This is a genomic window from Streptomyces sp. Wb2n-11 (assembly GCF_001049855.1).
GTDB lineage: Bacteria > Actinomycetota > Actinomycetes > Streptomycetales > Streptomycetaceae > Streptomyces > Streptomyces altiplanensis.
Genome location: NZ_CVPB01000001.1, coordinates 7,086,584 through 7,105,515 on the forward strand (window position 1 = coordinate 7,086,584; position 18,932 = coordinate 7,105,515).

Genomic DNA, 18,932 nt, shown 5'->3' on the forward strand with positions numbered 1-18,932 from the left:
GAGCCATCCCGAAGCGGACCAGCGCCGCAGCACGTTCGGCGGGGCTGTCGGAGATCAGCCCGAACGCCCGGCCCGCGCGCGGGCGTCGTCTTCCACCCGCACCCGCTGCCGCGTCCGGTTCCTTCGCCGCGGGGGAGGTCGTCCGCCGCCCTCTGCGACGCCGGGCTAGCGCGGCCAGGGACACGGTCCGACTCCCGGTCAGACCTGTGTGCGTTGCCACGGACCTGGTGTCGTAGGGTCCGGCCGTATGCATGTGGTTGCTGTTCTGGCACTTGACACGGTGTCGGCTTTCGACCTGGCCATTCCCTGCCAGGTGTTCTCGTTCGCGCTGCACCCCGACGGGACCCCGGCGTACGAGGTGCGGGTCTGCGCCGACCGGGCCGTGACGGCGTCCGCGGGGCCCGCGCAGCCGTTCCGGCTCTCGTCCCCGTACCGGTGGGACGACGCCCGTGACGCGGACACCATCGTCGTTCCCGGTGTTCCCGCCGAGCAGATACCGCACCCGCGTGTGGTCCGGCTCCTGAGGGAGGCGGTGGGGGAGGGGACGCGGGTGGCCTCCATCTGCACGGGGGCTTTCGTGCTCGCCCGGGCCGGACTGCTCGAGGGGCGTCGGGCGACGACGCACTGGCGGTTCGCCGAGGCGCTGGCCGGCGAGTTTCCCGGGACGCGAGTCGACCCGTCGGTGCTGTTCGTGGACGAGGGGCAGGTGCTGACCTCCGCGGGGATCGCCGCGGGACTCGACCTGTGCCTGCACATGGTGCGCCGCGACCACGGTGCGGCGGTGGCGACGGAGGTCGCCCGCATGATGGTCATGGCCCCCCAACGCACCGGCGGGCAGGCGCAGTTCATCGACCACCGGGTTCCGGGGAGCGACTCCGCCGATCTCGGCGACACGATGCGGTGGATGCGGGACAAGCTGGACGAGCCGCTGACGATCGCCGACATCGCCGCCCACGCGATGATGAGCAAGCGCAGCCTGGCGAGGCACTTCCATGCGCAGACGGGCACGACGCCGCTGCGCTGGCTGCTCGCCCACCGCCTGCACCGCGCGCGGGAACTTCTGGAAAGCACCGACCTGTCCATGCGGCGGATCGCGGAGGCCACCGGGTTCGGGTCCGTCGAGACCTTCCGCCACCACTTCACGCGCCACGTCGGCACCACGCCGTCCGCCTACCGGGCGGCCTTCCGCAGGTGACCCCGCCCGGCAGCCGCACTGGCCGTATCTTGCGCACCATGGGCACGCGTGCCGCTGTCGCCGATCACCGCACGGCGCGAGACTGGGCAGGTCTTCGCACCCCGGGCGCCACGACAACAGGCGTACGGGGAACGCGCTTCACCTGCTTCACGTGCTCCCACGGAGGAATTCGTTGCCCCCCATGCACAGACGACAGATGCTCCGTACCGGCGCCGCCGCGGCGGCAGGTGCCGGTCTCGCGGGCGTCGTGACACCCGCTACGGCCGCGACCGCCGCGGCGCCGGCCTCCACTCCCGCGCCGGACCGCCCGCCCCGCCGGCCGCTGCGCGTCCACACGGTGCTGTACGACGGGGTGGAGGAACAGGATTTCGCCGGTCACATCGAGGTCTTCGGGATCGCCGGGAGGGACCGCATCACGCAGTCCTTCGTCACCGCCGACGGGCCCCGCAGTGTGACGACGACGGCCGGCATGGAGATCGTCTGCCGTACCCCGTGGACACCCCGCTCGGCCGACCTGATCCTGGTGCCCGGCGGCGGGTACGGCGACGGGTCCGGCCTCCAGCGGGAGATACGGCGCGGTGTGCTGCCCCGAGCCCTGGCGGCGGCACGGAGACGCGGGCTGATCCTGGGCGCGGTGTGCAGCGGCACCATGCTGCTCTCCGCCGCCGGGATCACCGCCGGCCGTCCGTGCACCACGCACCACATCGCCAAGGACGACCTCAAGGCACAGGGCGGCCGTGTGGTCGGTGGCCGGGTCGTCGACGACGGTGACCTGGTCACGTGCGGCGGGGTCACGTCGGGCATCGACCTGGGGCTGTGGCTGCTCGAACGGTTCTACGGCCCGGAAACGGCGGTGTTCGCCGAGGAGGTGCTCGAGTACGAGCGCCGCGGGACGGTATGGCGCTCGTAACCACGGACCGCATACCGGCCCCTGCCCGCGTCTGCCCGCACACCCCGACGAATGGATCGGATCCCCATGACGACGTACGGAATTCTTCTCTTCGACACCGCGGAGGAGCTCGACTTCGCCGGCCCCTGGGAGGTGCTGACCACCTCGTCCGCACTCCGTGACGGCGCCGACGAAGCCGTGCTCATCGCCGAGCGCCCCGGTCCGGTGCGCTGCTCCAAGGGCATGCGGGTCCTGCCGGACCACACGCTCGACGACCACCCCCCGCTGGACGTGCTGCTGGTCCCGGGCGGCAGCGGAGCCCGGGAGACCGAACCGGACAACCCCCGCGTCACCAGCTGGATAGCCCGTATCTCCGCGCAGGGAGCCTGGATCGCCGGGGTCTGCACCGGGGCCTTCCTGCTCCACGCCGCCGGACCGGCCCGGGGCCGCCGGGTGGCCACCCACTGGCAGTACGAGGAGGCGCTGGAGGCACGCGGAGACGTCACCGTCGTACGGGACGCCCGCTACGTCGTCGACGGCAGACTCCTCACCAGCCAGGGGGTTTCCGCCGGCATCGACAGCGCCCTGTGGCTCGTCGGCCACCTGCACGGCCGTGACCACGCCCGCGCCGTACGCCGCGCCATCCAGTACGACCCGGCTCCCCCCTACCTCGCGGACGAACCCCTCACCCGCTGACCGGACGGCACGGCCCCTCCCGGGCATCGGGACGGACCACCGGAACCTGTTCGCGGTCGCCCCCTCGCCGCCGCATCGCGTTCCGCGGAACGCGATGCCGCCTGATGCCCCGTCACGGGCGCGCCACCCACCGGCCCCACCCACCGGTCCCACCCTCATGAACGAGGAGAAACGACATGAACCGACGGACCCTGCTGCGCACCACGACCGTGCTCGGTGCCGCGACCCTGGCAGCCGGCGCGGCCGGCCACGCGGGGGCGGCACCCGCCCCCGCAGCCGCGGGAGTCTCCGGTGCCCCCCGCCCCGACGGACCGCTGCGCGTGCACGTCGTCCTGTTCGACGGCGTGGAGGAACTCGACTTCACCGCGCCCTACGAGGTGTTCTCCGCCTCCGGGTACTTCACCGACCGCGAGGTCGCCGTCCGCTACGTCACCATGACCGGCGCCCGCGTCGTCGAAGCCGCGTACGGCACCCGGGTCCGCGTCGACCACCGCTGGGCACCCGCAGAGGCGGACGTTCTCGTCGTGCCCGGCGGCGGATACGCGCGCCCCGAGGACCCGGGGGTGTGGGCCGAGATCCGGCGCGGCACCCTGCCCCGGGCACTGGCCGCCGCACAACGCCCGGGGCTGACCATCAGCGCGCTGTGCACCGGGGTGATGCTGCTCTCTGCCGCCGGGCTGACCCGGGGGCGCCCCTGCACCACCCACCACAGAGCGCGTGCCGACCTGGAGCAGCAGGGCGGGGTGCTGAAGAACGCCCGCGTCGTGGACGACGGGGACCTGGTCACCGCCGGCGGCGTCACCTCAGGCCTGGACCTCGCCCTGTGGCTGGTGCGCCGCGAGCTGAACGCCGAGGCGGCGATCGGCCTGGAGGAGATGCTCGAATACGAAGCACGCGGCACGGTCTGGACTGCGGGACGGAGCTGACGAGGGCCGCGCCCCGCCCGATCGGGCAGACACCTTGCCCCCCTGGGAGCGACACCCGCATCCAGGCTGCACGCTGACCTTGAGGAGAGCTTGATTTCCCAACCGCGCAGCCGCACCCGGCCTGGATCCGGAACTGCCGGCCGGGCGGCAAGGACCATTACGCGGCCGGCCAGGAGGCCGGTGACCGGATCCGCGAACTGCGCCCGGGCATCGGTGACCGCGCCCGGGCCGCCGGCCGCGGGATCCGGCGGTTCCCGGACACGGGCACCGCTCCGCCGGCCGCCGGCCGCACCTACGAGGCCGCTCGGCGGCCGACGCCGGAATCCCGCATCGTCCACGCCGGCGACGGCCCGCCGGTGCTCGCCCACGCGTGTGCCCTGCCCACCGGCACACCGGACCGGAGGGGAGGGCCGGCCGCCTCGACGGGGACCTGCGCGATGTCGGCCGGCGCGTCCGGGCCACCGCCGACGTCGAGGGCGGTACCGGCTCTGCCCTTCGGGCGCACGTGCGGTGACGGTGCGTCGTAACCTGAAGCCGTGACAGCCGATCCGGACCCCGCGGTCGCCGAGGAGGGCGGCGCCGGAGCGGCTCTGAGTACGGGTGCGGTCGCCCGCAGGCTCGGTGTCGCTCCCACCACCCTCCGCTCCTGGGAGCACCGCTACGCGATCGGTCCCGCGACGCGTCAGGACGGCAAGCACCGCCGGTGGACCCCTCAGGACATCGCCCGCCTCGAAGAGATGTGCCGCCTCACCTCACAAGGCGTTCCTCCCGCCGAGGCCGCCCGTGCGGCGCTGCGTCCGCTGCCCGGCGGAGACAGTCGGCCGTCCGACCTCCCGGCACCGCGCGCCGCTCCGTCGCCCGGGGGCCGCAACGCCTTTCCGCTCGGGGACGTGAGGCAGGAGTGCCGCGGCCTCGCCCGTGCGGCCGTACGCCTCGACGCGCCCGCCGCCGAGGAACTGCTCGACGCCGCGCTCGCCGAACACGGCCTGGTCGCGGCCTGGGAGGAGGTGTTCGCTCCCACGCTCCGCGCGGTGGGGCGCAAGTGGGCCTCTTCCGGCGAGCGTTACGTCGAGGTCGAGCACCTGCTGTCCTGGCAGATCTCGTCGGCCATCCGCCGCGTACGAACGGTCCGCGGGCCGGCGGGCGTCGCCCCCGTGCTGCTCGCCTGCGTACCGGGCGAGCAGCACACCCTCCCCCTGGAAGTGCTCACGGCCACTCTGGGACGGCGGGGCCTGCCCGCGAGAATGTTCGGCGCCGCCCTTCCGGCCGAGGCCCTCTGCGCGGCGGTACGCCGGATCGGCCCGTCGGTGGTGGTGCTGTGGGCGCAGACCCGTTCGACCGCCGTCCGCGCGCCGGTCCAGCTCCTCTCGGGGATGGAATGGGGTCTGCGAGGCGCCAGGGCCCGTCCGGCTCTGCTGCTCGCCGGCCCCGGATGGACGACGACACCGCAGGTGCCGGGCACCGGGCGGCTGCACGGCCTGCGTTCCGGGGCCGGGGTCGTCGAGTCGTTGCTCCTCGGGTGACACGAGAACCCGTACCGCCGAACGGCTGTTCGCCTTTCGTGTGCGTCACACGTTCTCCCGTGTGTCATTGAAAAGCCGGATCGTCCGCGTGTGATCGAGTGGATGCCGACCGCCATCCCACGCGAAACGGTGGTGGCGCATCCGAACGGCCTGTCTTCCCAGAAGGACGAGCAACACCCGTCGATCCCCGCGGAGGACCATGATGCATCCGAGCGTTTCCACCGAGCCGGTCCCGGCCACGCGCGGGCCGGACACGGGCCGCGGTTCCTGCGCCGGCGTCGACGGGGATGTGCCCGCCGCGGTGGGCGAGGTGCTGGAGGGACTGCTTCGGGAACGGATCGCACAGGCACGGACACTCGACGAGACCTTCGCCCGGGACCTCACGGAACGCGTCGCCGACTTCACGCTCGACGGGGGCGGACGCACGCGGTCCCAGTTCCTGTGGTGGTCGATGCGTGCGTGCGGGGGATCGGAAGGGGAGAGGCCCGCGGCGCTCCGCGTGGCGGCGGCGCTCGAACTGATCCAGACATGCGCCCTTGTCCTGGACGATGTGATGGACGGGTCGTCCAGGCGCCGCGGCCGTCCCGCCCTCCACACGCGGCTGGAGGCTCAGTACCCCCCGTCGGATACGGCTCCGCCGGGCGCCGTTTCCTTCGGAGCCTCCGCCGCCGTCCTCGGCGGAGACCTCGCACTGGTGTGGGCCGACGACATCATCGCCGACACCGCCTACGGCCACGGCGTCCGGCCGAGGGTGCTGAGCCTGTGGCGCGCGCTGCGTATGGAGATGGTCGCGGGGCAGTACCTGGATCTGCAAGGGCAAGGGCGAGGGCGAGGGCAAGGGCAAGGGCCGGGGCAGGCGGCCGGCTTCCGGTCGGTCGCCAGGGCGATGCGCACCGCCTGCCTCAAGTCCGCGCTGTACTCGGTCGAACGGCCGCTCGCGCTCGGAGCCGCTCTCGCGGGAGCCGACGACAGGACCACAGGGGCCCTGTGCTCCGCCGGTCGCAACGCGGGCATCGCCTTCCAGCTGCGCGACGACATCGAGGGTATGTTCGGCGACCCCCGCACGACCGGAAAGCCGTCGGGCGACGACATGAGGGCCGGCCGGCTCACCTGCCTGGCCGCCGTCGCACGCGCGACGGCGGCCTCGCGAGGCGATACGGACTCCCTGTCCGTGCTCGACAAGGCGCTGGGCAACCCTGCCCTGACCCAGGCCGGTCTGGAGGAGGTACGGCAGGTCCTCGTCTCCACGGGGGCGCGCGACGCCGTGGAGACGAGGATCGAGAAGCTGCTGGCGGTCAGTGCCCGCCGGCTGGCCTCGGCCGCCCTGTCGTCGCCCGCGTCGGCCCGCCTCGCCCGGCTGCTGAACGCCGTGGCCGCGCCCCGGACCGGCGTGGCGCCTGCGCGCACCGGGCCCGTGCGGGACGCCGTACCGGCTCTGTCGCTGACGGCCGGGGCCGCGGAAGGAGACCGGTGATGCGAACGGTCAAGGGGCGGACCGACCACGTCGTGGTGGTCGGAGCCGGACTCGCCGGTCTGTCCGCCGCGCTGCACCTGCTCGGCGCGGGCCGCCGGGTCACCGTCGTCGAGCGCGACACCCAGCCCGGTGGGCGGGCCGGCCGTGTGGACCGGGGAGGCTACCGGTTCGACACGGGCCCGACCGTGCTGACCATGCCGGAGCTCGTCGAGGACGCGTTCGCCGCCGTCGGCCAGAAACTCACCGACCGGCTCGAACTCGTCGCACTGCAGCCCGCCTACCGGGCGCAGTTCGCCGACGGCAGTGCCCTGGACGTGCACACCGACGCCGAGGCCATGGAGGCGGAGATCGAGAGCTTCGCGGGCGCGCGCGAGGCCCTCGGGTACCGCCGCCTGCGCGGCTGGCTGCAGGAGCTGTACCACGCCCAGATGCGGCGCTTCATCGACACGAACTTCGATTCGCCGTTCCAGCTCCTGCACCCCGACCTCGCCCGTCTCGCGGCGCTGGGCGGCTTCGGCCGCCTCGACCCCCGGATCGGCCGCTTCCTCACCGACGAGAGGCTGCGAAGGGTCTTCTCCTTCCAGGCCCTGTACGCCGGAGTCCCGCCCGCCCGCGCCCTCGCCGCGTACGCGGTCATCGCCTACATGGACACGGTCGCGGGCGTCTACTTCCCCATGGGAGGCATGCACGCCCTTCCGCGTGCCATGGCCGATGCCGCCGCCGAGGCCGGCGCCGTCTTCCGGTACGGCCGGCACGTCACCCGGCTGGAACGCAGGGGGGAGAGAGTCACGGCCGTCGTCACCGACCAGCTGCGCATTCCCTGCGACGCGGTCGTGCTGACACCGGACCTGCCCGTCACCTACCGCCTGCTGGGCCGCAGGCCGAAGCGCCCCCTCGCCCTGCGGCACTCCCCGTCCGCCGTCGTCCTGCACGTCGGCACCGACCGTACCTGGCCGCAACTGGCCCACCACACCATCTCGTTCGGAGCGAAATGGAAGGAAACCTTCCGTGAGCTGACCGGCACCGGACGGCTGATGAGCGACCCGTCCCTGCTCATCACCCGGCCGACCGCCACCGACCCGCGGCTCGCCCCGGCCGGACGGCACGTGCACTACGTCCTCGCGCCCTGCCCCAACACGGACATCGGACCGAGCCGCGAGCAGTGGCACGACCTCGCCCCTCACTACCGCCTGAGCGTGCTCGCCGAACTGGAACGACGCGGGCTCACCGGCCTCGCAGGAGCCATCGAGGAGGAGTGCCTGATCACCCCCGCCGACTGGGCCGGGCAGGGACACGCGGCCGGTACGCCGTTCTCGGTGGCCCACACCTTCGCCCAGACAGGCCCCTTCCGCCCCCGCAACCTGGTCCGCGGAACGGCGAACGCCGTCATCGCGGGATGCGGAACGACCCCGGGCGTCGGCGTGCCCACCGTCCTCATCTCCGGGAAACTCGCGGCCGCCCGCATCACCGGAGCCACGGGGCCCGCCCGGGCCCGCGGCAGCCGCCGGGCCCCGAGGGCGGCACCCCATGACGCGCCGGGAACTGGCGGCCGCGGGCATCACCGAGCCCCGCCTGCGCGCCGCCTACACGCACTGCCGCGGCCTCAACGCCCGCCACGGCAAGACCTACTTCCTCGCCACCCGGCTGCTGCCCGTCGAGCGGCGGCCGGCCGTCCACGCCCTGTACGGTTTCGCCCGCTGGGCCGACGACATCGTCGACGACCTGGGCTCGCGGGCGTCCGCCGCCGAACGCGGCGCCCGGCTGACCGCCCTGGCGGCACACCTGCGAGAGGGACTGCGAACGGGCCGCAGCCCCGAACCCGTCGTCCACGCCCTCGCCGACACCGCGGCCCGGTACGGCATCGACCCCCGGCACTTCGACGATTTCCTCGCCTCCATGCGCTGCGACCTCGAAGTCACGGACTATCCGACGATGGACGACCTGAACCGGTACATGCACGGATCGGCCGCCGTGATCGGTCTGCAGATGCTGCCGGTGCTCGGCACCGTCGTACCGCGCGCCGAGGCCGCACCGCACGCGGCGGCCCTCGGAGTGGCGTTCCAGCTGACGAACTTCCTGCGGGACGTCGGCGAGGACCTCGACCGCGGGCGGGTCTATCTGCCCGCGGATCTGCTGGCCGCGCACGGAGTCGACCGCGAGCTGCTGCTCTGGAGCCGGGCGGCCGGCCGGAGCGACCCCGAATCGTCGAAGCACTCAAGGCCGCGGCGCACGTCACCAAGGGCGTGTACCGCAGGGCCGCCCCCGGACTGCCGATGCTCGACCCCGTCTCCCGCCCCTGCGTCCGGACTGCCTTCACCCTGTACGGCGGCATCCTCGAAGCCATCGCCGACGACGGGTACGCGTGCGTCCACCGGCGCGCGGTGGTCCCGCCCCTGCGGAGGGCAGTGGTCGCTCTCGACGGCCTCAGCCGGCTGGCCGTGGCCAGGAGCAGGGCGTCGCGCACGAGAGCCGGGCGCCCCGCCGGCCGGCCGCCACGCCCGTGGAGGAGCAGCTCGCATGACGTCCCCGCCACCCGCCGGCCGCCGCCGCTTCCCCCTCAGTCTCCGCCGTACGCCGACCCCTTGGGAGAAGCAGCGTCCGACCTGGCGCGACGCCCGCCCCGTCGTGATCGACGCCGCGCTCAAACGTGCCCTCGCCCGTCCGTCCGGGAACTGGTACGTTCTCGCGGGCGCCCGCGAGATCACGTCGAAGGGCTCGTTCGGGCGCACCGTCGCCGGCGTGGAGGTCGTCGCCTGGCGTGACGCGCGGGGGCGGCCGGTCGCGGGTCCCGGAGCGTGTCCGCACCTCGGCGCGCCACTGGACCGCAGCCCCGTCCGCTGCGGCACCCTCGTCTGCCACTGGCACGGGCTGGCCCTGGACGGAAAGGCGTACGCGGGCTGGGAGCCGTTCCCCGCGTACGACGACGGTGTCCTGGTGTGGGTGCGGCTGGACGAGGCGGGCGGTGAGGCACCGCTGGAGCTGCCCGTCGTACCGGCGCGTCCGCGGTCCGCCGTGGCCGCCGTGTACACCGGGACGGGTGTGTGCGAGCCGCAGGACATCGTGGCGAACAGGCTCGACCCCTGGCACGGTGCGTGGTTCCACCCGTACTCCTTCGTCGACCTCCGCGTCGTCAGTGCTCCGGGCGGTGAAGTGGAGGACGGCGACGACGCGTTCGCCGTGCGGGTGTCCTTCAGACTCGCGGGCCGCGTCGTCGTCCCCGTGACCGCCGTCTTCACCGCGCCCGAACCCCGCACCGTAGTCATGCGCATCACCGAGGGGGAGGGGGCGGGATCGGTCGTCGAGACGCACGCCACCCCACTGGAGCCGGACCTCCACGGCCGGCCGCGCACCGCGGTGACCGAGGCGGTGGTCGCCGCGTCCGACCGGCCCGGGTTCGCCGCGGCCCGCGCTCTGACTCCCGTGCTGCGGCCGCTGATGCGCGCCGCCGCCGGACGGCTGTGGCGCGACGACCTCGCCTATGCGCAGCGCCGGTGGCAGCTCCGCAGCACCGGCCGGTTCCCGGGCTGACGCCGCGGCCCCGCGCCGGCCCGGCCGTCAGCGCGTGCCGAGCCGCCCGAGCGCCCGCAGGACGGAGGAGCGGCCCCGGTCCGGCACGGTCCACAGGGCGTGCCCCTGGAGCCCCCACCGTGCGAGCAGGGCGTTCGCCGCGAGGAAGCCGCTGGTCGCGGCGCGCTCCATCAGTGCCACCGGCAGTCCCGTACGCACCAGGTCGCCGGCCACCATGACGGACGGGTCGGGCGTGCGGACCGTCGGGCGTCCCCGGTAGCCGCCGACGGGGAACAGCGGGCAGTCGTGCCGCCACTCGTGCCGCTCGTCCACCACCTTCGCGTCGCGGGTCTCCGGGTACACCCGGTGCAGCTGCCGCCGCACCCGGTCCTGGACCGCTTCCCGGTCACCGGCCCGTGCCACGGCGTAGGCGTGCAGCTCGACGACGGATCCGCCGGTGCGCAGGGCCCACCGGTGGGCCTCGCCCTCCCAGCGTTCCAGCACGCTGACGTTGTCGAGGTCGCCGTATCCGCTCGTGCCGAGGAAGCCGGGCCGGTCCGCGGCCACCGGCCGGTCCAGCCACAGACGCGACACCAGGAACGGCGGCGCGGTGCGAAGGGCCGCAATCCCGGCGCGCCAGGCCCGGTCGCCCAGCGACGGCGAGGCGGCCACCACCCGCCGCAGCCCCTCCGTGTCCAGGGCCAGTACGACGGCGTCGTGGCGGGCGGCGCGTCCTGCGGCGGTCACCTCCAGCGCGCCGCCGTCGACCGGACGCACGGCCTCCACCGGTGTCCCGGTGCGGATGCGGGCGCCCAGGCCGTCGATGTGGCCGGCCAGCGGCTCCCACAGCGCCTGCGGGAACGGTTCGCGTGGTACGTCGAACAGCAGGCCCTCGCTCGATCCCAGGAAGTAGATGTGGAACATCAGGGCCAGCTCGGCCGCGGACAGTTCGCGGGGATCGGCGAAGAAACTGCGGGAGAACACCTCGAAGGCGAGATGGTGTGCGGCCTGCGGGAACCGGATGTCCGCGAGGAAGTCCGCCGCGCTGACGCCGTCGAGCCGCTCGTAGACACCGGGCACGCGGACGTCCAGCAGCGGCAGCGCGGCCCGCGGGCTCATGCGCAGCAGGTCCGCCCATCCGAACGACGGGCTGCGGGCGACGAATCCGAGTGCGCTGAGCGGGGGAGTGCGCGGCACCTTCGCGAAGCTGTCGTACATGCCGCGGCTGTGGCGCAGCGGGTAGTCGGGAAGGCCCGTGAGGGTGTGCAGCCCGGGGTCGGCGCGTCGCAGCAGCGCCCGCAGGTTGTAGTACTGCCGGAAGAAGGCGTGGAAACCACGGCTCATCGTCGCCGTCGAGCCGTCGGTCAACTCGAGGGGCCAGCCGGCCAGCCGCCCCCCGAGCCCGCTGTCGCGCTCGTACAGGGTGACGCCGACGCCCCGTTCGGCGAGAGCGGCCGAGGCGGCGAGGCCCGCGATGCCGCCGCCGACGACCGCGACCCGCGGCGCGGGCTCCGGGGCGCGTGCACGGCCGGGGCGTGCCGGAAGCACACGCGCCTTGTGGTCGCGGCCGTGCCGCAGCGGGATGCTGACGCGCCTCACGCGTACTCCTCCGTCGTGTCCGTCGCGCCGGGCGCGTACGCCACGAAGGTGTGCGTGATCCCGGTCTGCCATCCCGGCAGGGGGAGGACCCGCACTCCGGCGAAGCCGGACCCGCGCAGCCTGGCCGCGAACGCGTCCGCGGTGTCGAACGCGACGACGCTGTGCCACAGATGGTCGTACAGCTCGGTGTCTCCATGACGCCGGCCGAGCGGCATCACCAGAGCCTTGCACACCGCCGTCCACACCGCGCGGTCCGCCGGGCGGCCGCTGAGCGTGTACTCGTGGACGGCGAGGCGCCCGCCCGGCGCGAGAACGGAGCGGACCGCTGCCAGGACCTGGTCCGCATCGTCGACATTGCGGAACAGGTACGCCGCGAACACGGCGTCGAACGGTCCGCGGACACCCGCTGTGTCCAGCAGCTCCACGGGGCTGTGCACGAAGGAGACACCGGGTGGCCAGGGCTTGGCCCGTGCCCGCTCCAGCATGCCCGCGGAGGCGTCCACGGCCGTGACCTCGGCGAGGGGAGCGGCACGGAGCAGTGCGGCGGTGGAGGCACCGGTGCCGCAGCCGAGGTCGAGCAGGCGCAGGCCTCTGCCGGCGGCCGGGAGAGCGAGCCTGCGGGCCGAGCGGCGCAGGTGGCGGTGGTAGCCCGGGCTGGCCGAGGTCATCCGGTCGTACGTCCGCGAGGCGTGGTCGAAGGCGGCGGACAGGTCGGCATCGCGCAGGAGGGACATGCGGTCCTCTTCGTGGGGGAGGCGGTTCGCCCGGGTGGGCTGTTCATGGGGTGGGCGCGCGCCTGGGCAGACGCGGGACTTCGAGGACGGTACGGAGCATGGGGCGCACGGGCGTGTGCAGGCCGATACGGACGTCCTCCCACCAGTGGGTGCGGCCGTCGAGGAAACGGAGCAGCTGTTTCGTCGGGACTTCGCGGAACAGGCGGGTGAAGAACGAAGCGCCGTCCACGCGCCCGGTGTCCAGCGCCCGCAGCATGACGGAGTCCAGCGCCCTGGACCGGGCCGGGTGGGGGGCGGGGACGAGCGGCGTGCGCCCCTCCAGCAGCGCCTCGGCGATGGCCCCCGTCTGACGCTGCGTCGCGGAGAAGGTGTAGCCGGTGGAGGGCCGGGTCGCTCCCCCCGCCGCGCCGATGAGGAAGACGCACCGGCCCGTCCTGCGGGGGAAAACGGCGTCGGTCATGGGGATCACCCCCTGCTCCGTGGCGGTGACGCGCAGATCGCCGAGGCCGAGCACGTCCCTCGTGTAGTGGCGCAGGGCGCGTTCGTAGGCCTCCCCGGTGAGAACCCGCCGGGAGAACTCCGTGTACTCCACCAGCGCTTCGTGGGCACTGAACGGCAGGACGTAGCCGAAGGAGAGGCCGTGGCCGGGCTGCGGTGTGCGAAAGTCCATGAGTTCCGCGACCGAGGGGTCGAACACCGGACGTCCGGTCTTCACGAACCAGCCCCGGAAGTGCTGGAGCAGGGTGGTGCGCGCCGGATACGGCTCACGGGGCGGACGGGAATCGAAGGCCCAGCGCGCCCGGATCCGCACGTCGCGGCCCGCCGCGTCGCGCCCGCGCACCTCGGCGCCGCCGGCGACGTCCCGGACCGTCTCGACGACGGCCTCGAACCTGCGGTGCCCGGCACGGCGCAGGCGCTCGGACATCAGCCGCTCGAAGTTCTCCGAGGTGAGCATCTTGTACTGGAGCGGGGAGGGTTCGCCCAGCACCCGGGTCCCGTCGGGTCCCGTCACCCGCAGCCGGTCCCAGCGGGCGGACAGGGCGTCGTCGTACTCCCCGCCGGGCTCCTCCCAGAAGCACCACGTACGCCGGGCCGGCCGGAGCGGGCCCGCGGGGGCGTCCACGACGACGACCGACAACGGCCGCCGCGCAGAAGGCGCTCCGCTCAGCCGGTGCGCCAGGGACAGACCGGCCGCGCCGGCGCCGATCACGACGACATCGGCGTCCCACACCGCATCTTCCACACCGTCTCTCCCTCCCCGGAGCGTCCGCGGATCCGCGCCGTCCACCGATCGGATACCGATGTTTCCGCAGGGGACCCGGCGGCGGACGCACTCACCGGGCGCGTGTCGTACCCGGATCCGGTTCCATGGACCGGCGCAGGGAACGCAGCGCCCGGCGGATGTGGCTCTTCACCGTTCCCAGGGGCAGGCCCGTGCGGTCCGCGATCTGCGTCTGTGTGAGGTCGCCGTAGAAAGCAAGGCCCACCACGCGTCGCTGAGCCGACGGGAGCCGTTCCAGCTTCTGCGTGACGAGGACACGGTCGAGCGCTTCGTCCGCGCCGCCGCGGGTGCCGGGCGCGGGGACCGCTCGTACCGTGTGGAAGCCGCCGCCACCAGCTCCGCCCGGCGCGCCCGGGCGGCGAGAGCGTCCGCGGTCTTGTGGCGCGTGATGCCCACCAGCCAGCCCGCCAGGCCGCCCTGCCCCGGGCGGTAGCCGTGGCGGCCGCGCCAGGCGGCGAGAAAGACCTGCTGGGTGACGTCTTCGGCTTCGTGGTCGTCGCCGAGGGCCCGGCGGGCCAGGGTGTGCACGAGCGATCCCCAGCAGCGGTACACCGCTTCCACGCACCGTTCGTCGCCCGCGACGAAACCGGTGGCGAGCAGCTCGTCGTCACGACTTTCTTCGGCGGGCCGCACGACGTGCGACGTCCGTGTGAGCACAGCGGAACACGTGGTGGTCCCGGGGCCTAACTGAGGCATGACCGGCTCCTCGTCCCTCGGATGAGCCCGCGCCGTTCGGGCGCGATGACACCCCGAGGGTTGTCCTCGGCCCCGAGGGACGCAACTCGCATCGTTGGTGCGTCGGTTTTCCTGACGCCGTCGCGCCGCACCGCCCGGACGGGCGAGAACGGGCACATGCCGCCGTCTCCGCCGAGGACACTCGGCGGAGACGGCGGCATGTGCCGGGGTGCGTGCCCGGGCGGCTACTCCGGCAGGGAACCGGTGCGGTCCGTTACGTCGGACACCTTCCAGCGCTGGTTGGAGCCGGAGTTCGGCGTCCACAGCGTGACGGCGGCTCCGTCGTGCGTGGCCTGGCCGCCGACTTCGAGCAGTTTTCCGGTGGCGGCGTTGACGAGGGTCCAGGTGCCGTCGCCGGTCGTCGACATGATCCACTGGGTGGCCTCGTCGCGGCGGCCGCTGTCGGCCTCCAGCACCGGGACGCCGTCGCGGGCGGCCAGGCGCTTTCCTTCCGCCGGGTTGGTGAACACGTACCGCTTCCGGTTGCCGGTGTCACCGCTGATCTGCCGCAGCTGCCACTGCCGGCCGGTGTCGGCCGTGTCCGCGCCCGCGGCCCTGATGACAAGACCGGTGCCGTTGCCGGCGGTGGCGAGTTCCTTGCCGCTCTGGACGCCGGTCAGTTGGTACGTGTGGCCCTTCCGCAGCAGGGCGGCGTCCCTGGCGACACCGGACACACCGTTGACGACGAAGGAGGTCACCGACTCGGCGGGCACGGTGAAGGTGGCCTTCCGGTCGCTGACCGCGACGGCCCGGTGCCGTTCGAGCTTGCTTTCGGCGCTGGTCACGACGGGGGTGACGGTGGCGTTGCGGGAGACGTGGCCGAACTTGGACAGGTCGACCGTGACCGCACGGGCGCCGGTGGTGCTGTTGACGTGGACGACCGTCGCCGCGTCGCCCTTCCCGGAGACCGCGGCGGCACTGGAGGTGTCGTCGACGTTGACCAGCCGGTCACCGGGCTTGATGTAGTGGGTGAAGTTGCGCGCGGTGTCGAACTTGGTGTTGGTACGGATGGGGCACGTCGCGAGCGTGTCCTTCGCGGTGCAGCTGAACGGGAGCTGGATGCTGCCCCAGTTGCCGCCCTCGGCCGACTCCCCGCCGGGCTTCATGTTGTCGTAGTCCTCGACGGGCTGCCAGAACACCCATGCCCGGGGCTCCAGTTCACGGAGGTCGTCGACCATGCGCCGGGCCAGTCCGAGACCGGGCGACATGTCCTCGAAGTCCTGGCCGTCGCCCCAGTCGCCCTCGACCTCGCTCATCCACAGCGGCTTGTCGGCCGCCTTGGCCAGGTCGCGCACGGAGGTGCGGCCGCCGGTGCCGTAGGTGTGGACGTTCATCTGGTCGACGAGGTCGCGCACCCCCTGGGGGTAGGTGTTCCAGTTCTGCGCGAAAAGGGTGGGGTTGGTCTCGTCCATCGCGGAGATCCTCGCGTCGGTCGTCGACCGCTTCAGTGCCGGGGCCAGCGCGAGGAGCACCTTCTGCTGGAGCCCGGGGCCGATGTGGGCCCCTTCCTGGCGGCCGCCGACCGGTTGGCCGTCGGCTCCCAGGCGGGTGCTCCAGTAGTTCGTGTTGGGTTCGTTGAACGGGTCGACGGTGTCGACGTCGATGCCGTGTGCCTTCTCCAGCCGCTCGGTCGCGCCCGCCAGGTAGGCGGCGAAGTCATCGACGGATCCGGTCTTGAGCTGGTCGGTGGTGGCGTCGAAACCGCCGGAGACGTAGCCGCTGGTGGTCATGAACCAGGGCGGTGAGTTGCTGAACGTCTCCCAGTGGTCGATGTCGTTCTTGATCCGGTCCACCCACCAGCGCTGATCGGCGTCCGCCTCCGGATTCCAGTCGGCCGGGTCCTCGGCGCTCCACCAGTCGGTGTCTTCGCGGGTGGTGCCCTCCGGGGCCTTCCACCAGCCCTCGACCGCTCCTCCGGCACGGAGGTAGTCCTTGACGTCGGGGGCGTTGCCGCCGCCGATGTTGTAGCGGGCGATGTTCAGGGCGAGCCCGTCGTCGCCGAAGAGGAGCCCGGCCAGCTTCTGGCGTATCTCCTCCGGGTAGTCGCCGGTGGCGTTGGCGAACCAGACCAGGCTGGTGCCCCAGCCCTGGAATCTCTCGTGCTGGTAGGAGGGATCGGGCCGGACGGTGACGGAAGAGGCCGGCGCGGAGGCCGGCGCTGCGGTCCGGACCGGTGCTGCGGTCCGGGCCTGTGCGTCCGGCTGCGGAACGGTGACCAGGGCGGCCCCGGTGGCCAGCGCGGTGATGCCGACGGCCCCCAGGAGTCGTCGTGTGCGGGTGCGGCGTGCCATCGTGTGCTCCCAACTCGTGGTTCGGGGTGTCAGAGGGCGGGCTGTCGCAGTACGACGACCTCCCTGGGCGCCAGGACGAGGGCGTTGTGGGTGTGGGTCCGGCCCACCAGGAGTTCCCCGGTGAGTCCGGGCAGCGGCACCGGCTCGTCGGTCCGGTTGGCCAGGAACAGGTAGCGGCTGTCGGCGCTGCGGCGTACGGTCTGCTCGACGCGTCCCCGTGCGGCGTCGGGCAGCTCGCTCTCCACGCCGGCGGTGGCCAGGAGCCGAGGCAGCAGGCCGGCGAGGCCGTCCGTTCCCAGCCGGGTCGAGACGTACGAGGCCGATCCCCGGCCCACGGCGCGGCAGGTGACGGCGGGGCGGCCGGCGTACGCACCCGTGCGGTAGTGGGCGAGTACCTCCACCCCCGGATCGGTGACGGTGATCCGGTCGGTCCACAGCGTGCCCGTGCTCGCGTCGTCCAGCTCCACGGAGTCCTCGGCCGGCAGCGGGCCGAACTCCTCGATGCGGATGCCGAGCAGGTCGCGCAGAGCGCCCGGATAGCCGCCGAGCCAGATGTGGTCGTTCTCGTCGACCACACCGGAGAAGTACGTGGTGACCAGGTGGCCGCCGTTCTCGGCGTACCGCGTGAGTTCCTTGGCCAGTGGCGCGGGGACCATGTGCAGCACGGGCGTGATCAGCAGCTGGTACCGGTCCAGGTCGTCCTTGGTGGTGACGACGTCGGTCCGGATGCCGAGGGCGAGGAGCGCCGAGTACCAGTCGAGGGCTTCCTGGTGGTAGTCGAGGCGGGAGGTGGGGTGCGAGTCCTGCTCGCTCGCCCACCACGACTCCCAGTCGAACACGATCCCCACCCGCGCCGGCTCCCGCTCGGTCCCCGCGACCGGCGCCAGCGCCCGGAGGGTGCGCCCGAGGCCGGTCACCGTGCGGAAGAGGTCGCTGTCGGCCCCGGCGTGCGGCACCATCGCCGAATGGTACTTCTCGGCGCCGGCCGCGGACTGGCGCCACTGGAAGAAGCACACGGCGTCGGCGCCGTGCGCGACGTGCAGCAGGGAGTCGCGGACGAGGTCGCCCGGGCCCTTGGGCAGGTTGACGGGCTGCCAGTTGACGGCGCTGGTGGAGTGCTCCATGAGGAACCACGGGCGTCCGCCGGCGATCGCGCTGGTGAGGTTGGCGGAGAAGGAGAGCTCGTCCCGGTCCTGGGGGCCGGGGTGGACGTAGTGGTCGTTGGAGACGAAGTCGACCTCGCCCGCCCAGTCGGCGTAGTTCATGCCCTTGGTGCCGCCCATCACCATGAAGTTCGTGGTGACGGGCACGCCCGGCGTGATCTCGCGCAGGATGTCCCGTTCCGCGCGCAGATGCTCCTTCAGCGCGTCGGAGGAGAAGCGTTTGAAGTCCAGCTGCTGCGTGGGGTTCGGGTGGGACGCGGCCAGCCGGGGCGGCAGGACCTGGTCCCAGTCGCTGTAGCGCTGGGACCAGAAGGCGGTTCCCCAGGCGTGGTTGAGGGCGTCCACGGTGGTGTAGCGGGCGCGCAGCCAGTCCCGGAAGGCGGTGGCGGCGTCGTCGGAGTAGTCGTAGACGTTGTGGCATCCCAGCTCGTTGGAGACGTGCCAGGCCACCAGGGCGGGATGGCCGGCGTACCGCTCCGCCATCCGCCGCACCAGACGCAGCGCGTGCCTGCGGAAGACCGGCGAGGTGGGGCGCCAGTGCTGCCGCGCTCCCGGCCACACCGTCTCGCCGGAGGCGGTCACCGGGAGGATCTCCGGGTGCGCCGTGGTGAGCCAGGGCGGCGGAGTCGCGGTGGCGGTGGCCAGGTCGACCCCGATGCCGCCCGCGTGCAGGAGATCCATGACCTCGTCGAGCCATGCGAAGTCCCACACGTCCTCGGCCGGCTGGATGCGGGCCCAGGAGAAGATTCCCACGGAGACGATGTTGACGCCGGCCTCGCGCATCAGCCGGACGTCCTCCTCCCACACTTCGCGCGGCCACTGCTCGGGGTTGTAGTCGGCGCCGTACGCGAGGCGTGGGGCGGAGTCATCGTCAGGCCCGTTCGGCTGGGACAGGAGGGTGGAAATCATGGCGGTCCC

The 18,932-nt window shown here is 73.1% G+C and carries 14 protein-coding genes and 3 pseudogenes; 10 read left to right on the top strand and 7 right to left on the bottom strand.

Features of this window, described 5'->3' with window-relative positions:
- The first annotated feature begins 247 nt into the window (after positions 1-247).
- The 10 genes and pseudogenes from BN1555_RS32285 to BN1555_RS38620 all read left to right on the top strand — a co-directional run bounded on the left by BN1555_RS32285 (position 248) and on the right by BN1555_RS38620 (position 10,231).
- Complete coding sequence (locus BN1555_RS32285; protein ID WP_093802703.1) at positions 248-1,195, top strand: GlxA family transcriptional regulator; 948 nt, start codon at positions 248-250, stop codon at positions 1,193-1,195.
- 181 nt (positions 1,196-1,376) lie between these two features.
- Entirely contained in the window at positions 1,377-2,105 is a 729-nt protein-coding gene (locus BN1555_RS32290) for a DJ-1/PfpI family protein (protein WP_093802704.1), read from the top strand.
- Between the two features lie 66 nt (positions 2,106-2,171).
- On the top strand, positions 2,172-2,780 hold the full coding sequence (locus tag BN1555_RS32295) for a DJ-1/PfpI family protein (RefSeq protein ID WP_093802706.1): 609 nt from the start codon (positions 2,172-2,174) through the stop codon (positions 2,778-2,780).
- Between the two features lie 176 nt (positions 2,781-2,956).
- Entirely contained in the window at positions 2,957-3,706 is a 750-nt protein-coding gene (locus tag BN1555_RS32300) for a DJ-1/PfpI family protein (RefSeq protein ID WP_093802707.1), read from the top strand.
- Positions 3,707-3,831: 125 nt separating this feature from the next.
- Positions 3,832-4,233 carry an SAM-dependent methyltransferase gene (locus tag BN1555_RS41730; RefSeq protein WP_093802708.1) on the top strand — a complete coding sequence of 134 codons (402 nt, stop codon included), beginning with the start codon at positions 3,832-3,834 and terminating at the stop codon, positions 4,231-4,233.
- Between the two features lie 9 nt (positions 4,234-4,242).
- A complete protein-coding gene (locus BN1555_RS32310; RefSeq protein ID WP_093802709.1) occupies positions 4,243-5,229 on the top strand; it encodes a MerR family transcriptional regulator in 987 nt (328 codons plus the stop codon).
- 199 nt (positions 5,230-5,428) lie between these two features.
- Positions 5,429-6,703, top strand: a complete 1,275-nt coding sequence (locus tag BN1555_RS32315) for a polyprenyl synthetase family protein (protein WP_369689007.1) — start codon at positions 5,429-5,431, stop codon at positions 6,701-6,703.
- Positions 6,703-8,175: pseudogene (locus tag BN1555_RS32320) on the top strand (phytoene desaturase); the annotation flags it as partial. The gene BN1555_RS32315 and the pseudogene BN1555_RS32320, both read left to right, overlap by 1 nt.
- Before the next feature lie 55 nt (positions 8,176-8,230).
- Positions 8,231-9,156: pseudogene (locus BN1555_RS40880) on the top strand (phytoene/squalene synthase family protein); the annotation flags it as partial.
- A gap of 64 nt (positions 9,157-9,220) precedes the next feature.
- Complete coding sequence (locus BN1555_RS38620; protein ID WP_141662927.1) at positions 9,221-10,231, top strand: Rieske (2Fe-2S) protein; 1,011 nt, start codon at positions 9,221-9,223, stop codon at positions 10,229-10,231.
- A gap of 27 nt (positions 10,232-10,258) precedes the next feature.
- Here the strand turns inward: BN1555_RS38620 and BN1555_RS32330 are convergent, their stop codons facing one another.
- From BN1555_RS32330 to BN1555_RS32355, 7 genes and pseudogenes are all read right to left on the bottom strand, one after another.
- Positions 10,259-11,809, bottom strand: a complete 1,551-nt coding sequence (locus BN1555_RS32330) for an FAD-dependent oxidoreductase (protein WP_255306292.1) — start codon at positions 11,807-11,809, stop codon at positions 10,259-10,261.
- On the bottom strand, positions 11,806-12,543 hold the full coding sequence (locus tag BN1555_RS32335) for a class I SAM-dependent methyltransferase (protein ID WP_093802713.1): 738 nt from the start codon (positions 12,541-12,543) through the stop codon (positions 11,806-11,808). The genes BN1555_RS32330 and BN1555_RS32335 overlap by 4 nt, the downstream gene beginning before the upstream one ends.
- Before the next feature lie 43 nt (positions 12,544-12,586).
- Positions 12,587-13,774 carry a lycopene cyclase family protein gene (locus BN1555_RS32340; RefSeq protein WP_093802714.1) on the bottom strand — a complete coding sequence of 396 codons (1,188 nt, stop codon included), beginning with the start codon at positions 13,772-13,774 and terminating at the stop codon, positions 12,587-12,589.
- A gap of 103 nt (positions 13,775-13,877) precedes the next feature.
- Positions 13,878-14,033: a sigma factor-like helix-turn-helix DNA-binding protein gene (locus tag BN1555_RS41735; RefSeq protein ID WP_369689008.1), complete on the bottom strand. Its 156-nt coding sequence runs from the start codon at positions 14,031-14,033 to the stop codon at positions 13,878-13,880.
- 194 nt (positions 14,034-14,227) lie between these two features.
- Positions 14,228-14,521 (bottom strand): annotated as a pseudogene (locus tag BN1555_RS41740) (RNA polymerase sigma factor); the annotation flags it as partial.
- Between the two features lie 224 nt (positions 14,522-14,745).
- Positions 14,746-16,851: an RICIN domain-containing protein gene (locus BN1555_RS32350; protein WP_093802715.1), complete on the bottom strand. Its 2,106-nt coding sequence runs from the start codon at positions 16,849-16,851 to the stop codon at positions 14,746-14,748.
- A gap of 29 nt (positions 16,852-16,880) precedes the next feature.
- Complete coding sequence (locus BN1555_RS32355) at positions 16,881-18,923, bottom strand: beta-galactosidase (RefSeq protein WP_093802716.1); 2,043 nt, start codon at positions 18,921-18,923, stop codon at positions 16,881-16,883.
- Between the last annotated feature and the right edge of the window lie 9 nt (positions 18,924-18,932).